The organism is Salarchaeum sp. III, from assembly GCF_036418315.1.
Lineage (GTDB): Archaea > Halobacteriota > Halobacteria > Halobacteriales > Halobacteriaceae > Salarchaeum.
Genome location: NZ_JAZHPG010000027.1, coordinates 763,815 through 786,723, shown reverse-complemented (window position 1 = coordinate 786,723; position 22,909 = coordinate 763,815). Strand labels below are relative to the sequence as shown.

24 protein-coding genes are annotated in these 22,909 nt (G+C 66.6%); 15 read left to right on the top strand and 9 right to left on the bottom strand.

Features of this window, described 5'->3' with window-relative positions; genetic code table 11:
- Nucleotides 1–39 precede the first annotated feature (39 nt).
- The 9 genes from U3A55_RS15010 (at nucleotide 40) to U3A55_RS14970 (ending at nucleotide 5,964) form a co-directional block, all read left to right on the top strand.
- The gene (locus U3A55_RS15010; protein ID WP_330992308.1) at nucleotides 40–288 is read left to right on the top strand and encodes a hypothetical protein; all 249 of its coding nucleotides are present in this window, start codon (nucleotides 40–42) and stop codon (nucleotides 286–288) included.
- Nucleotides 285–1,484, top strand: coding sequence for an MFS transporter (locus tag U3A55_RS15005; protein WP_330992307.1), 1,200 nt, complete (start codon nucleotides 285–287; stop codon nucleotides 1,482–1,484). Before U3A55_RS15010 ends, U3A55_RS15005 begins: the two co-directional genes overlap by 4 nt.
- A 41-nt stretch (nucleotides 1,485–1,525) precedes the next feature.
- Nucleotides 1,526–2,011 (top strand): metal-dependent hydrolase, encoded by a 486-nt coding sequence (locus U3A55_RS15000; protein ID WP_330992306.1) that lies wholly within the window; start codon nucleotides 1,526–1,528, stop codon nucleotides 2,009–2,011.
- A gap of 261 nt (nucleotides 2,012–2,272) precedes the next feature.
- Nucleotides 2,273–2,464 (top strand): hypothetical protein, encoded by a 192-nt coding sequence (locus U3A55_RS14995; RefSeq protein ID WP_330992305.1) that lies wholly within the window; start codon nucleotides 2,273–2,275, stop codon nucleotides 2,462–2,464.
- Nucleotides 2,457–2,753 (top strand): type II toxin-antitoxin system RelE family toxin, encoded by a 297-nt coding sequence (locus U3A55_RS14990; protein ID WP_330992304.1) that lies wholly within the window; start codon nucleotides 2,457–2,459, stop codon nucleotides 2,751–2,753. The genes U3A55_RS14995 and U3A55_RS14990 overlap by 8 nt, the downstream gene beginning before the upstream one ends.
- Before the next feature lie 612 nt (nucleotides 2,754–3,365).
- On the top strand, nucleotides 3,366–3,602 hold the full coding sequence (locus U3A55_RS14985) for a hypothetical protein (RefSeq protein WP_330992303.1): 237 nt from the start codon (nucleotides 3,366–3,368) through the stop codon (nucleotides 3,600–3,602).
- A 507-nt stretch (nucleotides 3,603–4,109) separates the two neighbouring features.
- Nucleotides 4,110–4,877 (top strand): hypothetical protein, encoded by a 768-nt coding sequence (locus U3A55_RS14980; protein ID WP_330992302.1) that lies wholly within the window; start codon nucleotides 4,110–4,112, stop codon nucleotides 4,875–4,877.
- A gap of 44 nt (nucleotides 4,878–4,921) precedes the next feature.
- Nucleotides 4,922–5,488 carry a DUF6663 family protein gene (locus tag U3A55_RS14975; protein WP_330992301.1) on the top strand — a complete coding sequence of 189 codons (567 nt, stop codon included), beginning with the start codon at nucleotides 4,922–4,924 and terminating at the stop codon, nucleotides 5,486–5,488.
- 77 nt (nucleotides 5,489–5,565) lie between these two features.
- Complete coding sequence (locus U3A55_RS14970; protein ID WP_330992300.1) at nucleotides 5,566–5,964, top strand: hypothetical protein; 399 nt, start codon at nucleotides 5,566–5,568, stop codon at nucleotides 5,962–5,964.
- Nucleotides 5,965–5,979: 15 nt separating this feature from the next.
- On the opposite strand, the gene U3A55_RS14965 is transcribed toward U3A55_RS14970, so the two are convergent.
- From U3A55_RS14965 to U3A55_RS14955, 3 genes are all read right to left on the bottom strand, one after another.
- Entirely contained in the window at nucleotides 5,980–6,885 is a 906-nt protein-coding gene (locus U3A55_RS14965) for a ketopantoate reductase family protein (protein WP_330992299.1), read from the bottom strand.
- 31 nt (nucleotides 6,886–6,916) lie between these two features.
- Nucleotides 6,917–7,504, bottom strand: coding sequence for a response regulator (locus tag U3A55_RS14960; protein WP_330992298.1), 588 nt, complete (start codon nucleotides 7,502–7,504; stop codon nucleotides 6,917–6,919).
- Between the two features lie 114 nt (nucleotides 7,505–7,618).
- The gene (locus U3A55_RS14955; RefSeq protein ID WP_330992297.1) at nucleotides 7,619–8,011 is read right to left on the bottom strand and encodes a universal stress protein; all 393 of its coding nucleotides are present in this window, start codon (nucleotides 8,009–8,011) and stop codon (nucleotides 7,619–7,621) included.
- A gap of 106 nt (nucleotides 8,012–8,117) precedes the next feature.
- Here U3A55_RS14955 and U3A55_RS14950 point away from each other — a divergent pair, with 106 nt between their 5' ends.
- On the top strand, nucleotides 8,118–8,657 hold the full coding sequence (locus U3A55_RS14950) for a DUF1684 domain-containing protein (RefSeq protein WP_330992296.1): 540 nt from the start codon (nucleotides 8,118–8,120) through the stop codon (nucleotides 8,655–8,657).
- 53 nt (nucleotides 8,658–8,710) lie between these two features.
- Here U3A55_RS14950 and U3A55_RS14945 read toward each other — a convergent pair whose 3' ends face one another.
- The gene (locus tag U3A55_RS14945; protein WP_330992295.1) at nucleotides 8,711–9,688 is read right to left on the bottom strand and encodes a transcription initiation factor IIB; all 978 of its coding nucleotides are present in this window, start codon (nucleotides 9,686–9,688) and stop codon (nucleotides 8,711–8,713) included.
- A 278-nt stretch (nucleotides 9,689–9,966) separates the two neighbouring features.
- Between U3A55_RS14945 and U3A55_RS14940 the strand changes: the two genes are divergently transcribed.
- Nucleotides 9,967–10,563, top strand: a complete 597-nt coding sequence (locus U3A55_RS14940) for a HalX domain-containing protein (RefSeq protein WP_330992294.1) — start codon at nucleotides 9,967–9,969, stop codon at nucleotides 10,561–10,563.
- A 19-nt stretch (nucleotides 10,564–10,582) separates the two neighbouring features.
- Complete coding sequence (locus U3A55_RS14935; RefSeq protein WP_330992293.1) at nucleotides 10,583–11,098, top strand: hypothetical protein; 516 nt, start codon at nucleotides 10,583–10,585, stop codon at nucleotides 11,096–11,098.
- On the opposite strand, the gene U3A55_RS14930 is transcribed toward U3A55_RS14935, so the two are convergent.
- Both U3A55_RS14930 and U3A55_RS14925 read right to left on the bottom strand, forming a co-directional pair.
- A complete protein-coding gene (locus U3A55_RS14930; protein ID WP_330992292.1) occupies nucleotides 11,095–11,529 on the bottom strand; it encodes a DUF7112 family protein in 435 nt (144 codons plus the stop codon). The genes U3A55_RS14935 and U3A55_RS14930 overlap by 4 nt on opposite strands.
- Before the next feature lie 37 nt (nucleotides 11,530–11,566).
- Entirely contained in the window at nucleotides 11,567–11,836 is a 270-nt protein-coding gene (locus U3A55_RS14925; RefSeq protein ID WP_330992291.1) for a hypothetical protein, read from the bottom strand.
- A 94-nt stretch (nucleotides 11,837–11,930) separates the two neighbouring features.
- Between U3A55_RS14925 and U3A55_RS14920 the strand changes: the two genes are divergently transcribed.
- Nucleotides 11,931–12,140 (top strand): hypothetical protein, encoded by a 210-nt coding sequence (locus tag U3A55_RS14920; protein ID WP_330992290.1) that lies wholly within the window; start codon nucleotides 11,931–11,933, stop codon nucleotides 12,138–12,140.
- Nucleotides 12,141–12,214: 74 nt separating this feature from the next.
- Here the strand turns inward: U3A55_RS14920 and U3A55_RS14915 are convergent, their stop codons facing one another.
- The 3 genes from U3A55_RS14915 to U3A55_RS14905 form a co-directional block, all read right to left on the bottom strand.
- Nucleotides 12,215–14,461 (bottom strand): response regulator, encoded by a 2,247-nt coding sequence (locus U3A55_RS14915; RefSeq protein WP_330992289.1) that lies wholly within the window; start codon nucleotides 14,459–14,461, stop codon nucleotides 12,215–12,217.
- A gap of 61 nt (nucleotides 14,462–14,522) precedes the next feature.
- A complete protein-coding gene (locus U3A55_RS14910; RefSeq protein WP_330992288.1) occupies nucleotides 14,523–16,436 on the bottom strand; it encodes a beta-CASP ribonuclease aCPSF1 in 1,914 nt (637 codons plus the stop codon).
- 228 nt (nucleotides 16,437–16,664) lie between these two features.
- The gene (locus U3A55_RS14905; RefSeq protein WP_330992287.1) at nucleotides 16,665–16,805 is read right to left on the bottom strand and encodes a hypothetical protein; all 141 of its coding nucleotides are present in this window, start codon (nucleotides 16,803–16,805) and stop codon (nucleotides 16,665–16,667) included.
- A gap of 107 nt (nucleotides 16,806–16,912) precedes the next feature.
- Between U3A55_RS14905 and proS the strand changes: the two genes are divergently transcribed.
- Both proS and gltB read left to right on the top strand, forming a co-directional pair.
- Entirely contained in the window at nucleotides 16,913–18,376 is a 1,464-nt protein-coding gene (gene proS / locus U3A55_RS14900) for a proline--tRNA ligase (protein WP_330992286.1), read from the top strand.
- A 156-nt stretch (nucleotides 18,377–18,532) separates the two neighbouring features.
- Entirely contained in the window at nucleotides 18,533–22,891 is a 4,359-nt protein-coding gene (gene gltB / locus U3A55_RS14895; RefSeq protein ID WP_442978310.1) for a glutamate synthase large subunit, read from the top strand.
- Nucleotides 22,892–22,909: the final 18 nt, after the last annotated feature.

Here is a 22,909-nt window from a genome sequence, read left to right as displayed (position 1 = left end):
GTCGCTACGCTTTTTCCCTCTCGCGCGGAGGGGAGACGTATGGCGTTTCCCTCATCCCTCGCGACCGCGCTGAGTTCGCGCCCGAAACAGCTTCTCGGCGCCGGGTTCGGCCTGCTCGGCACCGGCCACTTCGCGTTCTGGACGCGGTCCTCCACCGCGTTCTCCGAATCGCTCGCCGCCGGTGACTACGCCGCCGCGGTGACACCGCTCTCCGAGTACGCCGCCGGCCACCCCGCCTACCTGCTCGCGGTGCTCGTCGGAATCGCGCTCGTCGCGTGGGCGCAGTGAGTGCGAGCGCGTCCTCGCGGAGCTGGCGCGGCGTCACCGCCGTCGCCGCCTGGCAGGTCGTCGCGTCCGCCACGTACTACGCGGTGTTCGCCGCGACCTCCTCGTTCCGTGACACCTACGGCCTGAGCGGGTTCGAGGTCGGGCTCGTGGTGTCGGTGATGACGCTCGGCTACACGCTCTTCCTCTTCCCGATGGGGGCCGTCGTCGACGCGTACGGCGACCACCCCGCGATGGTCGGCGGCCTCGTCGGGCTCGCAATCGGCGCCGCTGGCGTCGCCGCGTCCGGCGCGGGCCTCCCGCTCGCCGGCACGTATCCGGGCCTCCTCGTCGCCGTGTTCGTCCTCGGGTGCGCGTACGCCACCGGGATGCCCGCGACGAACCGCGCCGTCGCCAGCCGCGCCCCCCGCGGCCGATACAACCTCGCCGTCGGCCTGAAACAGGTCGGCGTCACCGCCGGGAGCGCCATCAGCGCCGTGTTCGTCACGAACCACCTCGTCGTCCCGACGTGGCCCGCGAGCTTCGCCGTCATCGCCGCCGTCGGCTTCCTCGTCGCCGCCGCGTACGCGCTCACGTTCGACGGTACGGGCGGCAGCGGACGCATGGAGTTCCCGGACATCCGCGCCATCGCCGCCGACCGCCTCCTGCTCGTTCTGTCGCTCGCCGGGTTCTTCCTCGGGGCGGCTATCTTCACCCTCACCGGGTACACCGTCCCCTACATCGAGGACGCGACGCCCGCCACCACCGCGTTCGCCGGCGCGACGCTCGCCCTGATGCAGGTGGCGGGGAGTATCGGCCGCATCGGCGCGGGCAGCATCGCGGACCGCATCCGCGGTACCGCCGCGCGCGCCAGCCTCCGCGTGCTCACCGTTCAAGTCGCCGCGGCCGCCGTCCTGTTCTTCGCGCTCCCCGAAGCCCGCGGCGTCTGGCTGCTCGTCGTGTTCGCCGGCCTCGGCTTCGGCCTGCTCGGCTTCACCGGCCTCTACCACGGCGCGGTCACCGCGCTCGCCCCCGAGGGGAAGTCAGGGGCCGCGACCGCCGCCGGACAGATAACACTCAACATCGGCGGTCTCGTCGTTCCGCCCCTCTTCGGGTTCGTCGCGGACACCGCGGGCTACACCACCGGCTGGTACCTGCTCGGCCTCGGCGTCGCCGCCTCCACGGCGATGGTCGTCTTCGCGCTCGCGCGCTACGACTAACCGGCGATAACTATTACCGCCCGCCGGCCGAGCACTCTCGCATGTATCGCACCGGCCACTACGGCGTCAGCCTCCTCCTCTACGCGCCCGTTCTCGCCGTCCTGCTCGCCATCGGTCGGTCGAGCGCCGCGCTCGCCGGCCTGCTCGGCGTGCTCGCTCTCGCCCGCGTCCCCGACTGGGACCACCGGATTCCGGGGGTGACTCATCGGGGGTCGACGCACACGCTCGCGTTCGCGTGGCTCGTCGGCGCGCTGCTCGCCGCGGCGGCGCTCTCGCTTCCCGGTGTCGCCCCGGGTGCGCGTATTCCACTCGCCGCGCTCGCTCTCTTCGTCGGGACGTACGGCATCACCGCCCACCTCGTCGCAGACGCACTCACGCCGTCCGGCGTCGCCCTCTTCTGGCCGCTCACCGCGAACCGCTACTCGCTCTCCCTTACCACCGCCTCCAACCGCCTCGCGAACACCCTCCTCCTCGCACTCGGCGTGTTCGCCACCGCCGTCGCCGTCGCGCTCCCGTTCCAGTTCTGAATCCCGCATCGACTCGTACACCGTATGTCGCTCTACAAAATTTCCCCCGGGACGTCCCAACCTGGCTGTTTGGATTCCTACAGCCCACCACCACGGTAACCACGGCTCTTGATTGGTGTATACTCCCTTCGGAGGGGCTCCCCTGTCAGAGCGGACAATATCTCGATACGGAGAGCCGTTCTCGAAGACGCGGTCAGGGGGATCGAACCGCGCTCGGGAGTAACTGTTAAGGCTGTCAGTCCTGTACGTCCTGGTAAAGCAATGTCGGCTGATAAACGAATTCCCGTGACGGAAGAGACGCGCAAGGAGCTCCACGAGCTCAAAGAACCCGGGGAGACGTACGACGACCTGTTGCAGTCGCTCGCCCAGGAACGCCGCCGCCAAGAGCTCGCCGAGCGCTTCGCGGAAATGGACGACTCCCGCGAGGAATTCGTCGCCCTCGACGATGCCTGAGGACGACTACACCGTCCTCCTCCACCCGGACGTCAACGAATTTCTCACCGCTGTAGACGAGAAGACTGAACGGATCGTCCGCGAGAACCTCGGCTATCTCGCCGACAACCCCTATCCCGGACGAGGCCAAAGAGACAAAGAACGCCTCCCAATCGATGGAGAAGACCGGCATCGGATGCATATTGGTCGGACGTGGACGGTCTTCTACGATATCTACGAGGACGATGACGAGGTCGGCGTTCTCGAAATCCTCCCCATCGATGACGCCCACGACCGCTACGGCTTCTGAGGGCCATACACAGCAGGCCCATCTACGGAGGTCTCTTCGGTAGGAAGTGCTTATACTCGCCCAATATAGTGAGTGAAATTGATTAATTGGAATTCTAACTAGTAAGCGTATGGCTGACCCCCGTGACGTGGCCCCCTCCTCCTCAACCTACACTAGTCTCCGAGCCTTGGACGCCAGTCCCCGGACGAAACAAGAGCTCCTTCCAGAGGTCGAGATCGCACGGTCAACGCTTGATAGCGTCATGCGGAAGTTGGAGAAGGCAGGTATTGTCGTCTATACCGATGGGGAGTGGCATCTGACTGTCTACGAACGTGCGCCTTCACGCTCCATCAACGGTATCGTGAGCAACTCAGCGGGCTTCGTGAGGCTGCGTCGCTCGTCGATACGCCGAGCGAGGAGACATGGCTCGACTGTTCGCTTCTTAGCGATGCAGACGTCTATTCGTCGAAGGGAGCGATTCAGGAGGACGTTATGCAGGTGCTCCTCGATGCAGCACGAGAGGCAACGCGCTTTCGGCTGTTCACTCCACGGGTCCTCGCCGCGCACATGGAGCCGTTCACCGCCATACAACCGTGCTAAGGATTTATGCTACTCCGAGTTGGTATTCTAACTATGTCGAAGGATTCCACCTCAAAAGGGACTCAACAGGTGGTGACTAATGGGATCTTAGATGCAATTGGTACCCTGGGACTTTCCGTATTATGTGGGTTAGTTTCACTACTTGGAGTATTGATAATCGCAGTTGTTCTCGGGGAGTTCAATCCGCTCGGCCCAATTTGGACTGGAATAGCTATTCTTCTTGGCGTTGGCTTCGCAGTTGGAGGCGGGTATGGTCTCTATAAGCTGTAACGGTATCACTCAGATGCCGTGTCTTGGGGTAGTGAAGGCGTAACTCAACGAAAACAGCGAGCCGTGTTGAGTGATCCGCATTCATTTTTCGTTAGTCCCTGCGATACTAGTCGTTAAAGCAGTAGAGCTCAGGTAGACCCTGTTCCATACTTAATTGAGTACGGTGAATAATCCCCGAGATCTGCCTCAATCATTGAGAAATGGGACGGAGTCTCGTGTGAAAGTTAGTCGTAATCGAGACGAGCGAGCTCCGCCTGATGCGTCGTCACCCAGTCAAGCAACGAATCCATCTCCTCATCGACCCGGTGCGTATACTCGAGTGAGCCAATACGAACGATACTAGTCGAGATTCGATCAGGTTCTCTCCCAACGGAGAATCTTTCCTCGACAGACTCCGATTCACCCTCAAACCACCCGATCTCGTTTGTAGAACTCTTAAACAGGCAGGTGGGGGGTCTGTAGCCAGCCGCGACGGAACGTTTTTGACTGACCGGTCAGTAAGCTCGAGTGGAGAGCGAGCCGATGACCGACACCACCGGCGATATCGAACCCGAGCTTGAACGAGTGCTTCCCGACGCCGGAGCCGACCTCCTGCCCGAACTCCGGGACGCCCTCGACACGAACCACTGGTACGGCGACCTATCGCTCCGGGTGCACGACGCGCTCGCGGGCCGACGGCACGACGGGGCAGCGGCCGCAGCGGCCGGCGTGGAGTTACTCCACGCGTACTGTCGAGTGCGCGGCCAGCTACTCGTCCAACTGAGCGACGACATCGCGCACTCCCTGACCGCCGACCCGACGCGAACGCTACTCGCGACCGACCACCTCTACGCGGCCGCGTACGCCGCGTTCGCCCACGCCAACGCACCGACAACACTGTTCACCACGGCTATCGACACGTCCCAGCGCATCACCACCGCGTTCACGGCCCGATACACGGACCAGGCACAGAGCATGACCGAGCCGGGCGACCTCGTGGACGGCACGACCGGCGCACTCGGCGAGGCGGCAGCGGTCGCCGGTGCAGTACTCGCGGACGCCACCGGCGCACAGCGGGACGCAGCACGAACGCTCGGCCGCGGCCTCGGCGCGCTCGAATCCGTTCGGCGCGCGGATGAGTCGGAGCCCCGGGACCGCCCCGTCACCCTCCCGAACGTGGACGAAACCCAACTGAACGAGTACGCGGACCGCCGGCGAGCGGACGTCTCACGCGCGCTCGACACCCTCGAATCGAGCGTCGACGTACGCGCGCTCCAGGAACTCGTTCCCGAGTGAGCGCTGACGAGGGGCTTTTACGCGGCTCGGTGCAATCCCAGGGTATGTCGGAAGCTCGAACGACCGGCGAGTACCGGGTGCGCTCGCGAACGCCCGACGGCGCGGCGTTCGTGCTCGTCCCCCTCGACGGGGACGACGAACCGGTACGCGTCGAGGACGCCGGCGAGGCCCTCGCGCCCGGCAACCGCGTGAGCGCGACCCTCGCCTGGAGTGACGGTATCGCGCGCTTCGAGGCGTACGAAACCGTGGAGGACACCCGCATCACGTACGTCCGCGGCGCGACCGGTCTGTTCGAGGACGCGCTCGACACCATGGAGGAAGCCCGCCGCGAGAACCTCGGCGTGAACTCACAAACTACGTACAGCACGGACGGCGAACCGAACGGCGCAGTTTACACGTTCGCCAGTCAACCCGGCGAGCGCGACCTCTACACCGAGTTCCGGGACGGCACCGCGCCGCTCGAACCACTCCTCGACAGACTGGACGACTTCGAGGACTGCCCGCACCACGTGTTCGTCCTCGACCCCGCCGAACACGACTTCCTCGTGCTCTACCTCGTCCTCCGACGCGACAGCGTCCTCGAACGAACAGTCGAGGACACCTACGCCTAGCGTACCCGTCAGGAATTTATCACAGCGCGTTCGAGAGGCGAACGACGGAGCCGCGAACCGGCCCCGGAGACCGACCTATGCGAACGCACGTGTCCCGACGCTCGGTCGTCGTCGCGACAGCGGCGGCGCTCGGCGGCCTGGCCGGCTGTCTGAACCGTGGGCGTGACTGCGCGCGGCCAGCGCGAATCCTCATCGAGCGAGTGTACCCGCACGAGGACTACGAGCGCCAGATCGTTCCCGTTCGATACCGGGCGCTCACGTCCGCCGAGCAGAAGTTAGCCGAGTCGGCGATGGAGGCGCAAGTAGAGCCGTGTCTGTCGGAGGACGCGGCGGCGCGGCGGTTCGTCGAGCGGGTTCGGACGGCGGTCGACGAGCAGGGATCGATTCGCGGCGGCGCGAGTCACGCGTACCTCCTGTGGGACGGCGCGTACTACAACATCCGCCTCGTCGTCGACGGCGAACTCATCACCGCGTGAGGCGCACGTGACTGCCTACGTCTGCGCGAGTCGCACGAGGTCGGTCAGCGTCTCGTTCACCGGCGTTTCGATGCCGTGGTCGCGGCCGCGAGCGACGATTTCGCCGTTCAACGCGTCGATTTCGGTCTTCCGTCCGCGTTCGAGGTCTTGGCGCATCGAGGAGACGTTCTCCGCGGTGCGGCGGGCGACCCGCGACGCGGCCGCGACGGGGTCGACGGTGAGGGAAACGCCCTCGGCGTCCGCGACGGAGGCGGCTTCCTCGACCGCGCGGCGGAGCACGCGCTCGCCGGGGTCGGTGTCCGCGAGGCGGCCGTTCGGCACGCCCGCGAGCGCCGTCACGGCGTTGATCCCGACGTTCACGAGGACTTTCTCCCAGACCGCGCGCTCCGCGTCCGCCACCACCGTCGTCTCGATGCCGGCGTCGGTCAGCGCGCGGGCGAGCGCCGTCGCCGTCGTGTCGGTGTCCGCGAAGTAGTTCCCGACGTAGGTGTCGCCGACGCCCGCGTGCCGGACGTGACCCGGCGCTTCGAGGGTCGCGCCGTGGCTCGTCGTTCCGGCGAGCACCCGGGACGCGGGCACGAACTCCGCGAGTGTCTCGGGGTTCCCGAGACCGTTCTGGAACGTGCAGACGTCCGCGTCCGTGAGCAAGTGCTCGGCGTCGGCGAGCGCGCTCCGCGTGTCGTACGCCTTCACGCACACGAGCACGACAGCTACGGAGTCGACGGTGTCGGCGTCGGTTGTCACGTCCACGGGAACGCGCTCCGTCGTCTCGTCGGGGAGCGTGAGCCGAAGACCGTCGGTGCGGAGCGCGTCGACGTGCGCGCCGGGCCGTCCGACGAGCGTCACGTCGACGCCGCTCCGCGCGAGTCGACCGCCGAACACCGACCCGATAGCGCCCGGGCCGAGCACTGCGACGTGCATACCGCGGGTTCGACGCCCGCCTACAAAAACACTAGAAGTCGGCTTCGCGGAACGCCTCCTCCGCGTCGGCCAACTCGTCCATCCGCGCCTGCGTCCGTTCCTCGAGGGCGTCCGCCTGCGCGTGGAGGGTGTCGAGCGCCTCGCTCGACTGCTGTTCCTCGGGTGAGAGTTCGGACTCCAGCACGGCGATTTTCGACGTCGTCGCGTACAGTTCCTGGAACGCGTCGTCCAGCGTGAGCCGCGTGTAGAGGTCCTCGACGGCCTCGACGAGTTCCTCGCGCGTCACCGGTTTCGTGAGGTAGTCGTCGAACTCCATGTCGACGATGTCGTCGTCGGGTTCGACCGCGGTGAGCATCGCGACCCGGCAGTCGTAGCCCTGCTCGCGAATGTGTTCGAGGACTTCGCCGCCGGACAGCCCCGGCATCCGGCGGTCGAGCAGCACCACGTCCACGTCATCGTCGAGTTTCGACAACGCGTCTTCGCCGCCGTACGCGGTGCGGACGTCGTACTCCTCGTCCAGCCAGATGGCGTACGTGTCGGCGAGGTCGGTGTCGTCGTCGACCGCGAGAACCGTGGGGGTTTCCGCGGCGTCGTCCGACGACGGTTCTTCGGGTGGCATAAGTACGGGAGGGCAGAATGCCCCTTGTTCGTGTTCACGCCGTACGGCTTGTATAACCTTGTGGCCGGGTTAGATGGCGTGCGGGCCACCTCGTTCGAAACGCGCGTGTGTTGCCTACTGTTCCGCGCCGCAGACGAGGACCGGGCGGTCCGACCCGAGGATGACCGCCTGCGTCACGCTCCCGAACAGCGCTTTCCCGGTCGGCGTGCGTTTGCGGGACGCGACGCAGATGGCGTCCACGTCGAGGTCGCGGGCCGTGTCGAGGATGGCCTCGCTCGGGTCGCCGCTCGTCTCGTGCAGCGTCACCTCGATACCGGCGTCTTCGAGGGTGTCCTTCGCGTGTCGCGCGGACGCGAGCTGACCGATGGACGCCCCCGTGGGGTTGTCCTGAAAGTCGTGGAAGACGTGCGCGTGAATCTCGTCCCGACCGGGGAGGTCGACGACCGCGTCGACCTGGGCTTTCGCGTGTTCGTCCTTCTCGTCGACCGCGAGCAGTATCTCGTACATCGTCCCGGTGTGCGTTCCCGAGACGCATACCGCTTGTGGGTTACTGACACTCTCAGCGGCGGTGAGCGAACGCACCGCTTACGGCGCTCCGCCGGAAACCCCGGATATGGCCGAACCCGACCTCGACCGCGACGCGTGGCGCGAGCGCGTCCGTGAGCACCGCGCGGAGAAACGCCAGTTCGTCCGGGAGAACATGGAACTCCCGGAGACCGGTGACGACCTCGTACTCTACGACATCGACCCCGAGTTCCGGGTGGTCGCGCGCCTCCAGCGCGCCCAGAACCCCGAGGTCGTGCGGATGGAGCTGACGCGCGGCCCCGCCGCGGAGTACGAACGCGCCGCGACGCTCGGGTTCACGCTCGGCGGCGACCACCACGTCCTCGCGGGCTACCACGCGCCGAACCAGGACGGCCTGTTCGTGCCGTTCACGGACGAAACGTCGGGCGACGACACGCCGAAAATCGGCCGGTACGTCGAACTCGACGTCGCGGGCGTGGAGTCCGGGAGTCAGGTCGCGCTGGACTTCAACCTCGCCTACCTGCCCTTCTGCGTGCTTGACGAGAGCTACGCGAGCCCCGTCCCGCCGGAGCGCAATCACGTTCCGGTCGCTATCCGTGCGGGAGAGAAGCACGTCGAAATCGAATAGTCGCCGACCGAAGTAAGAGTGGAGAGAGCGAGTGTCAGCGACCGCCGGCGGTCTTACGCGCCGACCTCGGTGGCTTCGAGGAGTTCCTGGTAACGGTTGCGGATGGTGACTTCGCTCACGTCAGTGACGTCGCTGACTTCGCTCTGCGTGACCTTCTGGTTCACGAGCAGACTCGCGGCGTAGATCGCGGCCGCGGCGAGGCCGACCGGACTCTTGCCGCTGGTGACGCCCTGCTCCTGCGCGTTCGTGAGGAGTTCGCGGGCGCGGCGTTCGACCTCGTCGCTGAGGTCAAGTTCGCTCGCGAAGCGCGGGACGTAGCTCGCGGGGTCCGCGGGCGCGACTTCGAGGCTGAGTTCGCGCACGATGTAGCGGTACGTGCGCTTGAACTCCATCTCGTCGATGCGGCTGACGGTCGCGACCTCGTCGATGCTGCGCGGCGTCTGCATCTGGCGGGCCGCCGCGTAGACGGACGCGGTGGCGACGCCTTCGATGCTGCGGCCGGGGAGCAGGTCCTCGTCGAGCGCGCGCCGATAGATAACGGACGCCGTCTCTCGGACTTCCTTGGGGAGGCCAAGTGCGCTGCTCATGCGTTCGATTTCGCCGAGCGCCTGCTTCAGGTTGCGCTCCTTCGAGTTCCGGGTGCGGAAGCGCTCGTTCCAGGTGCGGAGGCGCTGCATCTTCTGGCGCTGGCGGGAACTCAGGCTGTTGCCGTAGGCGTCCTTGTCCTGCCAGCCGATATTGGTGGACAGCCCTTTGTCGTGCATCATGTTCGTCGTCGGCGCGCCGACGCGGCTCTTCTTGTCCTTCTCCGCCGAGTCGAACGCCCGCCACTCCGGCCCCCGGTCGATGCCGTCCTCCTCGATGACGAGGCCACACTCCGAGCAGACGGTCTCGCCGTGCTCCTCGTCGTTAACGAGCTTCCCGCCACACTCGGGGCAGGTGGTGGTGTGCTCTTGCTCGTCGGTGGTCGTGGTCTCTTCTTCGGTGCGCTGGCGGTCGCTGGAGTACGTTCGTATTGTAGTCTCGCTCATGGTGAATCTCCGAAAGCGAGGGAAAGCTTCAAACGCCTTTCCCTCACGCTTCCTAACCATCAGTAGGTGCGAAACAAACTTAAACCTTTCGTATACCTTGTGTAACCCTAGCACGCGATGGTTGCTGGTAGACGCCCCAAAACCCGGCGTACCGGAGGCTTTAGCCCACCCAAAAACACGACCGGTGGAGCACAAGGTTTAGAAGCGTGCTCGCGAACCCAACCATCACCTTCCCGGCCAATAATTTTATAGTTGAACGTTCTAAACATTAATCTAGTATGGCGGGGCAGACACCGCGTCCGACAGTTCTCGTCGTCGACGACGCCGACCGTCACGACCGCTACCGGTCGTGGCTGCCGTCGTACGAGGTTCGCGCGGTCGAGACCGAACGAGCGGCCATGGACGTCCTCTCGGACGACGTTCACGTGGTCCTCCTCGACGCGTGCCGCCACCGCGACGGGTCGCTCGTCGAGCGGAGCCACCGCCACGGTGCGCACGTCGCCCTGCTCGCCGCCGACCACGACGACGATGTCCGCGGACCGGACGCGAACGTCCCCGAACCGGTCGACCGGGCGAGCGTCGTGGACACCGTGGAATCCCTGCTCGCGCACACCGCCTACGACGCCGACCTCGACGAACTGTTCGTGCTCTGCAAGCGCCGGGCCGCCCTCATCGACGGGAACGCGGACCGCTCGAAGACCGTCGCCGCCCTCTCCCGCCGCATCGACGCCGTCGCCGCGACGCTCGACACTACCGTCGCCGACTTCGCGCTCGACGACTTCCAGGTCGCGTTTCACGACGTAGACACACCCCAAAGGGACGAGGAAACCGAACGAGGGCGTCGACGGAAGACTTATTCACACAGAACGCAGTGACACAAACCGAGAGCCGACGATGCCGGAACGCGCCGACGCGGTCGCGGTACTCGTGCTGGGAGACCTGCAGGACTCGGTCCGCCAGTACGCCGCACACACCGACCACGACGTTCACGCAGGCACCGCCGATGACATCGACGACACTATCGACGTCGTGGTGCTCAACGGCACGGCCGGCATCTCGGCCGACGGACTCGTCGAACACGTCCGCGACCACGACTACGAGTGCGGTATCCTCTTCCTGCGCGACCGCGACGAGACCGCCCGCGGCGTCGACCTCACGCTCCCCGCGTCCGCGTCCGCCGACGAGATTCGAACGGGCGTCGTCCGAATCGCGCGCCGGGTCGCGTACGAGGCCGTCGTGGACGACCTCTTCGACCTCTGCGAACGCCGCGCCGACCTCCTCGACGCCGGCGACGAGGACGCGGCTGACGCGGTCTCAGACCGCATCAAGGAACACCGCGAATGCACGGACGACATCGCGGCGACGTTCGACGACTCCGACTACCGGGCGGCGTTCCGCGACCTCGACTAGCCGTCCAGGTCGCGCGCGATGTCCGCGAGGCTGTCGCTCGGTTTCTCCGTCGCGTCGTAGTACGCGGTCGTCCCGGGTTCTCGGAGGCCGTACGCGTAGCCCGCTTCGACGATATCGACGGACACCGACCGGCCGATGTCGAGGTCGGTGTCGTCCAACCATGCGACGAGATGGTTTTCGCCCTCGCTCGGCGTGCGCGCGAGTCGCGGCGTCTCGTACGCCCCGCGAATCACGGGCGTGCCACCGCTCTCCGCGATTCGAGCGCGGTACTCGGTGCCGTCGAGCACGAGCCGAACGACCTCCCCGACCGGGAAGCGCTCACCATCGTCGGCGGGGAGTTCTATCTGGGGGCGTGTCGTGCCGCCGTACCGGCCGATAGTCGCGGTGACCGTCTCGACCGCGGGATTGTCGGACGCGATTCTGTCGGGCATATTCGAGGATGGGTGCGTGGAGAGAAAAACCGTGCGTCTATCGGTCGGAGCGCCACGCGCTGAACCGAATGTACGCGTAGAGGATGACGCCCGTGAGGGCGAACAGGAGGCCGAACCAGATGAGCATCGCCGCGACGACCTGCGCGAGGTCGTTCCCGAAGTACTTTGCGATGAGGAATCCGAGCGCGATGAGGAACACGTCCACGAGGACGAGCTTCAGCTTGAACTGATTGAGGTACACCCACTGGAACACCGGGTTCGGGTCCCCGGCCTCCTCCGCCGTGTTCGCGTCTGAGAGTCCAACCATACTCGGGCGTACGGCCGAGAACATCTATAAGTCCGGGGTTTCGCGGCGCACGGTCGAACGCGGCGTTTTTCATACTGCGCTCCCAACTTCGAATATGGCCGCGCCAACGCCGGAGGACGACCGCGAAACCGGCTCCCGGAAGCGGGCGTTCCTCTACATTTCGCCGTTCCTCGCGCTCGGCATCGCGGACGTCGTCCTCCTCCTGCTGTGGGGACTCGACGGCCTCTGGGGGTTCATGATACTCCCCCCGATTCTCTTCATCAGCGCCATCGGCTGGATAGCACTCCGATACGGCTTCGTCTAGACGCCCAGCGCACGGCAACCGCTCACCGGACGAAGCCGTATACGGCGTCCGGACGAAGCCGTATACGGCGTCGTTTAGGGGTGCTCGACGCTCGTGAACTCGAAGCGTGCGCCGCCGGCCTCGCTCTCCATCGCTTCGACGGTCCAGCCGTGCGCCTCGGCGATGCGTGAGACGATGCGGAGGCCGAGGCCGGTTCCGTCCTCGCTCGTCGTGTAGCCGGCGTCGAAGACCTTCGACGGGTCCGCGTCCCCGAACCCCGCGCCGTCGTCCGCGACCGCGAACCCGTCCTCGATGTCGCTGACGGTGACCGTCACGGACGGGCTGCCGTGTTCTATCGCGTTCCGGTAGAGGTTCTCGAAGAGCTGTGTGAGGCGGCTCGAATCGGCGAGCACCTCGCGGGTGGTGGTAGCGTCGAGTGTGGCGTCCGAGGTCTCGACGGTCTGCCACGCGGACTCCGCGACGCCGGCGACCTCAGCAGGATGTAGGTCGTCGACCACGTCGCCGTCGCGCGCGAGCGTCAGGATGTCCTCGATGAGGCGTTCCATGCGCTCGTGGGCGTCCGCGACGCGTTCGAGGTGCTCGCTGTCCCGCTCGTCGCGGGCGAGGTCGAGGTGGCCGGACGCGACCGTCAGAGGGTTGCGGAGGTCGTGGCTGACGATACTCGCAAACTCCGCGAGTTGGTTGTTCTTCGCCTCGAGGTCGGCCTGGTACTCGCGCTGTTCGAGTTCGTAGGACAGCCAGCGCGTGAGGAGTTCGACGAACGTCGTCTCCATCTCCGTGAACTCCCGGTCGCGCGCAGCGTCATCCGCGAAACACACCGTTCCGTAGAGGTCGCCGTCCACGACGATGCGCCCGCCGACGTACGCCTCCAACCCGAACGCGTCGTACGCGGGGTCGTCCGCCCAGCCCGCTTCGCTCGCGTGCTGCACGGCGAGCAGTCCGTCGTCGGTCTCGACGGTCTTCCGGCAGTAGGACTCGCCGAGCGGGCACGTCTCGCCGGGCTGGAGGAGCGGGTGGTCGCCGGTCGACTCGACGACGGTCTGCGTCGTCTCGTCGAGTCGTGACACGAACCCGTACGGCACGTCGAGGTACTCCGCGCCGATGTCGAGGACGGTGTCGAGTTTCGAGTCGAACGACCGCTCGCGGTCCGACGTGACCTCGTAGAGCCGGCGGAGCGCGTCGACGCTCTCCCCGAGCACGGCCGCGGTGCGGTGTTCGTCGGTCACGTCCCGGTAGAACCAGACGAAGCCGTGGCGGCCGCCGTCGTCGGCGTAGACGGGCGCGGAGTACTGGTCGAGGACGGTGCCGTCGCGGAGCCGGATGCGCTCGTGGTGGGTGCTGTCCGGGTTCTCGTACTGGGTGTCGACGACCTCCCGGAACCGCTCGGGGTCCGCAACGGCGTCGCAGGCGGCATCGAACACGCGCTCGCCGTCCGCGTCGTCGAGAACCGACTCCCGGACGCCCCAGAGTTCGGTGAGGCGGTCGTTGTACGTCGTTATCCGCCCGTCGCTCGTGGTGACGAGAATACCGTCCGGACTCGTCTCGAACAGGGAGTCGAGGAGCGACGCCCGGTAGGGGTTCGCGCCGTCCGTCACGGGGTACGTCGCCGTCTCGCGCAGCACGCGCACCACGCTCTCGGTGCCGTCCCAGGCGACGCGGCGCGCGGTCGCGTCCACGGGAACGCGGTGCTCGCCGACGGTGACGACGAGGCGTTCGACCGCGGCTGTTCCGTTCGGTTGCGCGGGCGACCGCACAAAAAGGTCGTCGACCGTAGTGCCGAGAACGTCGTCGTCCGGGGACGCCGCGAGCAGGTCGACCGCCGCCGGGTTCGCGTACGTCACGCGGCCGCGCTCCGTGACGAGAATCGGGTCGGGGGACGCTTCGAGGATGGTTTCGGCGCGCTCCGTCGTCGCGTCCGCCTGCTCCCCGAGTCGGTAGCGCTCGACCGCGTTCCGGATGCGTTGTGCGAGCACGCGGTACTGGTCGGTGCCGGAGTCCTTCTGCATATAGTCGGTGACGCCCGCGCTGACGGCGTCCGCCGCGATGTCCTCGGACCCCCGGCCGGTGAACAGGACGAACGGGAGTCGCGGGTGGTCCGCGCGGACGGTTTCGAGGAGCGTGAGTCCGTCCACGTCGGGCATATCGTAGTCACTGACGATGCAGTCGATGTCGTCGAGGCGGTCGTACGCCTCGCGCGGATCGGCGACGGTATCGACTGAAAGCCGGTCGTCGAACCGTTCGAGGTAGGTCGCGACGAGGTCAGCCATCCCCGGTTCGTCGTCCACGCAGAGAACGGAGATGTCGGCTGCCTCTCGAGTCATACGTTCGATAGGCGGAGCGAGACACAACTAGGTGTCGCCCACGTGTCGGCCGTCCGGTAGTTTACAGGAATCGGAAGGTTTCGAGGTTCTTCGGCGCGAACGTCCGCATGTTGTACTCGTGGTAGAGCGCGCTGGAGAGGTCTTGCGTGGAGCGCTCGTCGCCGTGCACGCACAGCACTTTCTCGGGGCGCGGGTTCATCGTGCGCACAAAGTCCTCGAGGCCCTGACGGTCGGCGTGCCCGGAGAACCCGTCCACCGTCTCGACGTCCATCCGGAGTTTGAGGCGGTCGTTCCGCCCGCGGTCGCCCGGCATCGCGATTTCGTCCCGGCCGGACTGGATGCGGCGCCCCATCGTCCCCTGCGCCTGGTAGCCGACGAACACGAGGCGGTTGTCGGGGTCGGGCGCGAGGTATTCCAGCCAGCTCATAATCGGGCCGCCGGTGACCATGCCGGACGTGGAGAGGATGATGCAGGGGTCGCCGTCCGCGACCTCCTGTCGTTCGTCCTGCCCGCCGTCGATGTGGTTGAACTGGTCCGCGAGGAAGGGGTTCGCGTCATCGTGGAAGATGCGGTCCCGGAGTTCGTCCCGGAGGTACTCGGGGTACGTGGTGTGGATGGCGGTCGCCTCCCATATCATGCCGTCGAGGTGGATGGGCATCTCGGGGATGTCGCCCTCCCGCATCGCCTCCTCCAGCACGAGCATGATTTCCTGGCTGCGGCCGACGGCGAACGCCGGAATCACGACCTTGCCGTCGCGCTCGTACGTGTCGTTGATGACGCGCTTGAGTTTCTCCTCGGAGTCCTCCTGGTCGGTCTGGTAGTCGTTCCGCCCGCCGTACGTGGACTCCATGACGAGCGTTTCGACGCGCGGGAAGTCGTTCACCGCGCCGTTGAACAGCCGCGTCGGTTCGTAGTGAATGTCGCCGGAGAAAGCGACGTTGTAGAGGCCGTCCCCGATGTGGAAGTGGGAGACGGCGCTCCCGAGGATGTGGCCGGCGTTGTGGAGCGTGAGCTTCACGTCCGGCGCGATATCCGTCACGTCGCCGTACTCGAGGGGGATGCAGTGCTTGATCGCTTTGCGCACCATCTCGGACTCGTAGGGCGGGTTCCGCCCCTCTTTCGCCGCCACGTCGAGGTAGTCGAGCGTCAGCAGCCCCATCAAATCGCGGGTGGGTTCGGTGCAGTAGATGGGACCGTCGTAGCCGTACTTGAACAGGAGCGGGATGAACGCGGAGTGGTCGAGGTGGGCGTGCGTCAGCACGACCGCGTCGATGGAGTTCAGCGGAACGGCCTCGGGCGCCTGGAGGTAGGGGACTTCGCCCTCCGCGCCCGGCTTATCGCCGCAGTCGATGAGGATGCGGGTGTCGGGCGTGGAGAGGATGAAGCTCGCGCGGCCGACCTCCCGGCAGCAGCCGAGCGTCGTGATGCGCACGTACTCGTCGTCTGAGAGTTCCTCACGGTGAATCTGGCGGCCGACTTTCTCGAGGATGTCGCGTCGCTCCTCGCGCTCGTGCTTGAGGAAGTTCCGGACGTTCGACACCGTGGAGGACTCGATGGGGGGCGTGCGCACGACCTCGGGCGTCCACCCGGAGGTCTGCGTTATCTCGCGGAGCGTGCTCCCGTGACGGCCGATGACCATCCCGGGTTTCTCCGCCTCGATGACGACCTCACCGGTGTCCTCGTGGAAGTCGAGGTTGGTGACGCCGGCGTCGTCGGGAATCACGTCCATCACGTCGTCGCGTGCCTTCTCGGGGCGCGTGAGCACGTCCGGGTCTGGGCGGACGGTGATGCGCTTCCTGAGCTTGCTCGCGAGGTTCCGGATGAGGTCGCCGTTCTGCGCGAACTTCTTCGGGTCGCGCGTGTACACGACGAGCTCGGGCCCCTCGTACTTGACTTCCGTGACGGTGATGTCCGGCGGAATCTCGTTCGTTATCGTTTCGTGCAGGTCTTCGAGTTGCTGGTCTACCGTACTCATAGTACGCGAACTGCGGGTTCCGGGTCCCGGCCACCCCACGGTAGCGCGCCCGGATCGGCGCAATACTGACGTGGGGTCACTGACCGGAGGTGTGGTATCATCGTGGGAAAGCGGTGCGTCCGGCCGGTCCGACGCGTCCGCGGGAACAGTGTCTGGAAAACCCGCTTGGTAACTCCTATCCGTCGCGGATTATAAAAGACTTCGCAATAGGTGTCCGCGCAGCGATAGTTAGTCGCCGATGGCGAGTTCCTCGTCCTCCATCGTTGGCGGTTCGTCGCTGGCTTCGAGTTCGCGTTGCTCGATGCGGAGGCGGCGCTGCGTCTGCTTGTTCATTCCCTTCCGCTCGCGACCACGTTTCGTGTCGCCCATATCGTGGGGGACGTTCCCATACCACATAAGTTTTCCCGCCGTCGCCCGCGCGTCCCGCCGGACGCGCTTCACGGGATTTAAGGCTGCATCCGGCGACTCTTCGCGTAATGAGCGAGAACGAGCAGGAACTCGGCATCACCGAGAGCAAGGAGCACAGCCCCGGGGAGTGGTACTCGGAGGTCGTGCGGAAGGCGGGCCTCGCGAGCTACGGTCCGGATTCGATGGGCGGCTTCATCGTCACCCGCCCCCGCGGCTACGCGCTCTGGGAGAAAGTGCAGGAGAACCTCGACGAGTGGTTCAAGGGCACGGGCGTGGAGAACGCCTACTTCCCGATGTTCATCCCCGAGTCCTACCTCGACAAGGAGTCCGAGTTCGTGGAGGGATTCGACCCCGAAGTGGCGTGGGTGACCGAGGGCGGGAACCAAGAACTCGAGGAGCGCCTCGCCGTCCGCCCCACCTCGGAGTCCATCATCACGCCGTACATGAGCCAGTGGACGCGCAGCCACCGCGACCTCCCCCTCCGATTGAATCAGTGGTGTTCGGTGGTTCGGTGGGAGGCGACGGAGACGAAGCCGTTCTTCCGGACGAAGGAGTTCCTCTGGCAGGAGGGACACACGGCCCACCAGTCCGCCGAGGAGGCGTGGGACGAGACGGTCACGCGGCTCGGGCAGTACGAGCGGCTGTACGAGGACGTGCTGGCGATTCCGGTCATGCGCGGCCGGAAACCCGAGCACGATAAGTTCCCCGGCGGGAAGACCACCACCACGGTGGAGGCGCTGATGCCGGACGGGAAGAGCCTGCAGGGCGGGACGAGCCACGACCTCGGGCAGTCGTTCGCGGAGGCGTACGACCTCACCTACGTGGACGAGGACGAGGAAGAGCAGGTCGCGCACACGACCTCGTGGGGGCTGTCGTGGCGCGCGCTCGGCGGCCTCATCATGACGCACTCGGACGACCAGGGACTCGTCCTCCCGCCGACGGTCGCGCCCGAGCAGGTCGTCATCGTTCCCATCTGGCAGGAGGACACGCACGAGGACGTGCTCCAGTACTCGACGGAGGTCGCGGCCGAACTGGAGGAAGCGGGCGTGCGCGTCCACCTCGACGACCGCGACGAGCGCAACCCCGGGTTCAAGTTCAACGAGTGGGAGTTGAAGGGCGTCCCGCTCCGCATCGAAATCGGCCCGAACGAGGTCGAGGACGAGGAGCTGACGTTCGCGCACCGGCCGGACGGCGAGCAATCCGTGATCGACCGCGACGGGCTAGTGGATTCCACGGAGGAGCACCTCGCCGATGTGCAGGAGAAACTGTACGAGGCCGCGGAGGAGAACCTCACGGAGAACATCCGGGAGGCCGACTCTCCCGAGGAGATTCTCGGCACCATCGGGAAGCACGGCGGGTACGTGAAGACCCCGTGGTGTGGTGACGAGGCCTGCGAGCAGGTCATCAAGGAGAAAATCGCCGCAGAAATCGTGATGGTTCCGTTCGACGAAGAACACGACCCAGAAGCGGACGAATGTACGCTTTGTGGCGATAAAGCTACGAAAACCGCGTACTTCGCCAAGACATATTAGGGCATAATACGCCCTTCCACAGGTCTAATATGAGGTAATACTATCAGGGGTGGGTTTTTCCCTGTTCGTGGCAACCAATGCCATACACCTATGGGGAACAATGAGCTTCTCGCAGACCCCTCTGACGCCAGCGCGAACTGCGGCGTCGGGGTAGTAATGGACCTCGACGGAGGGCGAAGCCACGACGTACTCTCCGACGGCATCGACCTCCTCGAAAACCTCGAACACCGCGGCACCACCGGCGCCGAAGAGAACACCGGCGACGGTGCGGGCGTCCTCCTCCAGACACCCCGAACGTTCTTCGACGACGAACTCGACCTCCCCGACGAGTACGCCGTCGGTCAGTTCTTCCTCCCACAGGACGAGTCAGAGCGCGAATCCGTCGTCGAGACCGTCGAATCCGTCTTCTCCGACCACGGCCTCGACACGCTCGCGTGGCGGGACGTTCCCACCGACAACAGCGACCTCGGCGCGACCGCCGTGGACTCAGAACCCCACGTCGCGCAGGCGTTCGTCGCCGGCGACGCGAACCTCTACGTCGCCCGGAACGCCGTCGAGGACGCGGTCGACCACGAACGCTTCTACGTCTGCTCGCTCGACGAGGACACGCTCGTCTACAAGGGACTCCTCAAGAGCACCCAGCTCCGCGACTACTACCCCGACCTCCGCGACGACCGCATGGAAACGACGTTCGCGATGGTGCACGCGCGCTTCTCCACGAACACGCTCGGCGCGTGGCACCTCGCTCACCCCTACCGGAACATCATCCACAACGGCGAGTTCAACACCATCAAGGGCAATGTCAACTGGATGCGCGCCCGGGAGGCCGACCTCGACGCGTCGACCCTCAGCGACGAGGAGCTCGACACGGTCCGCCCCATCATCGACGACCCCGAGCAGTCCGACACGGCGAGCGTGGACAACGCGCTCGAACTCCTCACGGAGACCGGCCGCAGCCTCCCGCACGCTCTCCGAATGCTCATCCCCGAAGCGTGGCAGGGCGACGACGCGATGGACGAGGCGCGCGAGGAGTTCTACGACTTCCACGCGTCGCTCGTCGAACCCTGGGACGGCCCCGCGCTCGTCGTGGGGACGGACGGGGAGCGCATCGCGGCGGCGCTCGACCGGAACGGCCTGCGGCCGTGCCGGTACGAGGTGACGAGCGACAACCGGCTCGTGATGGGGAGCGAGGCGGGCGCGCTCGACACGCCGGCGAGCGAGGTCGAGGAGCGCGGCCGCCTGACGCCCGGGCAGCTGTTCGTCGCGGACCCGAACGAGGGCCGCGTCATTCCGGACGACGAGGTGTTCGACGACCTCACGGACGAGAAGTACGGCGAGTGGGTGGACGCGGAGCAGGAGCACGTTGACGGCGACGACCCGCTCCCCAAGAATCCCGTGGAGAAGCTGCGGGCGCGACAGGCCGCGTTCGGGTACACGCACGACGAGCTCGACGAACTCGTGGAGCCGATGGCAGTAGACGGAGAAGACCCGGTTGGGTCGATGGGCGACGACACGCCGCTCGCGGCGCTCTCCGAGTTCAACCGTCCCTTCTTCACGTACTTCCGACAGCTGTTCGCGCAGGTGACGAACCCGCCCATCGACTACCTCCGCGAGGACCTCGTGACGAGCACGGAGACCCGCTTGGGCCGGCAGCGGAACCTCCTCGACGAGTCGAAGGCGCACGCCCGTCAGGTAGTACTGGACTCGCCCGTGCTCACGGACGACGACCTCGCGGGCGTCCGGGAGAGCCGTCGGGAGGTCCGCACCATCGACACGACGTTCGACATGGACGGCAGTCTCAGCGACGCAATCACCCGCCTCCGCGAGGACGCCGAGGACGCTATCGCTGACGGCGCGGACGTGCTCGTGCTCTCCGACCGCGAACTGGGGCCGGACCGCCTGCACGTGCCCAGTCTGTTGGCGACGGCCGCGGTCCACCACCACCTCGTCCGCGAGGGCCTGCGCTCGCGCGTCGGCCTCGTCGTGGAGTCCGGGGACCCGCGGACGGTCCACCACCTCGCGACGCTCGTCGGGTACGGCGCAGGCGCGGTGAACCCCTACCTCGCCATCCAGTCCGTCACCGACCTCATGGACGAGGACGGCGACATGCCGCGCGCGGTCGAATCGTACGTCTCCGCGATGGAGAAGGGGCTGCGGAAGGTGATGGCCCGCATGGGTATCTCGACGGTCGCGTCCTACCAGGGCGCCCAGATTTTCGAGGTCGTCGGACTCGACTCGGAACTCGTGGAGGACTGCTTCACGGGCACGCCGAACCGCACGGAGGGTGTCGGCGTGGACGAAATCGAGGCTGACCTCCGGCAGCGCCACGCGACCGCGTACGACGACGACGTGGACCTCGACCGGCAGGGCGAGTTCACGAACCGCTCGAACGGCATCTTCCACCAGTGGAACCCGGAGACCGTGCACACGCTCCAGGGCGCGGTGCGCTCCGGCGACTACGAGCAGTTCGAGGAGTACGCGGACCTCATCAACACGCAGAACGAGCAACTCCAGACGCTCCGCGGCCTCCTCGACTTCGACTCCGGCCGGGAGTCGATTCCCGTGGAGGACGTGGAACCCGTGGAGGACATCGTGAAACGCTTCTCGACGGCGGCGATGAGCCTCGGGAGTCTGAGCCCGGAGGCGCACGAGAACAACGCCCGCGCGATGAACGAGATCGACGCGAAGGCGAACACGGGCGAGGGCGGCGAACCCCCGGAGCGCTTCGGCACCGACCGCGAGTGCCGCATCAAGCAGGTCGCGTCCGGTCGGTTCGGCGTGACCTCCGAGTACCTCTCCTCCGCGGACGACCTCCAGATCAAGATGGCGCAGGGGTCGAAGCCCGGCGAGGGCGGCCACCTCCCCGGGGAGAAGGTGAATCAGATGATAGCCGACGTCCGGTGTTCGACGCCGGGCGTGGGCCTCATCAGTCCGCCGCCCCAGCACGACATCTACAGCATCGAGGACCTGAAACAGCTCATCTTCGACCTGAACGCCAGCAATCCCGACGCTCGCGTGCACGTGAAACTCGTCTCCGAGGCGGGTATCGGGACGGTCGCCGCGGGCTGCGCGAAGGCCAAGGCCGACTGCATCCACATCTCCGGGCACTCGGGCGGCACGGGCGCGAGCCCGAAGACGTCCATCAAGCACGCGGGGCTGCCGTGGGAGCTCGGGCTGGCGGAGGCGAATCAGCTCCTCCGCGAGACCGGGCTTCGGTCGCGCGTGACGCTGCGCGCGGACGGCGGCCTGAAGACGGGGCGCGACGTGGCTATCGCGGCCCTGCTCGGCGCGGAGGAGTTCGCGTTCGGCACGGGGTCGCTCGTCACGTCGGGCTGCGTGATGGCGCGGCAGTGCCACAACAACACGTGCCCGGTCGGCATCGCGACGCAGGACCCCGACCTCCGCGAGCGGTTCGCGGGCGAACCCCAGCACGTCGTGAACTACATGTGCTTCATCGCGCGCGAACTCCGCGAACTCATGGCCGACCTCGGGTTCGAGACGGTGGACGAGATGGTCGGACAGGTGGGCGCGCTCGAACAGACGGAGACCGACCACCCGAAGGCGAAGCACATGGACCTCTCGCAGGTGCTCGCCGAACCGTCCGGCGACGACCGGTACAAGACGATGGAGCAGGACGTTTCGTTCGACGACCACCTCGACACCGCCATCGCGGCGGAGGCCGAAGAGGCGCTCGCGGGCGGCGAACCCACCACGGTCTCCGCCGAGGTGACGAACGAGGACCGGACCGTCGGCGGGCGGCTCTCCCACGAAGTGTCGAGTCGGCACGGCGGCGACGGCCTGCCGGACGACAGCGTTCACGTGGACCTGACGGGGACGGCGGGCCAGTCGTTCGGCGCGTGGCTCGCGTCCGGGCTGACGCTCGACCTCGACGGCGCGGCGAACGACTACGTCGGGAAGGGACTCTCGGGCGGTCGCGTGGTCGTCTCGACGCCCGCGGACGCCGGGTTCGACCCCGCGGAGAACACGCTCGTCGGGAACGTCGCGCTGTACGGCGCGACCGACGGCGAACTCTACGTGAACGGCGTCGCCGGCGAGCGCTTTGGCGTCCGGAACTCGGGCGCGAAGGCCGTCGTGGAGGGCGTCGGCGACCACGGCTGCGAGTACATGACGGGCGGCGTCGTCGCGGTGCTCGGCGATACGGGCAAGAACTTCGCCGCGGGGATGAGCGGGGGCGTGGCGTACGTCTTCGACCCCGACGACGAACTCGAAGCGCAGACGAACAAGGGCATGGTCAGTCTCGAATCCGAGCTGGACGACCGCGACCGGACGGTGCTCCGGCGGCTGGTGGAGAACCACGCCGCGCACACGGACTCCGAGCGCGCTCGCGACCTGCTCGACGACTGGGACGCGGCGCTCGCCGGGTTCACGAAGGTGATGCCGGACGCGTACCGCGCGGCCATCGAGGAGCGCCCGGAGGCGGACGCGCGCACGGACCTCCCGACCTCGGTCGAGGGGCTCGACGGCCGCCTCGGCGCGACCGGGAGCGCGGACTGACGCGCGGACCGAGCGCGA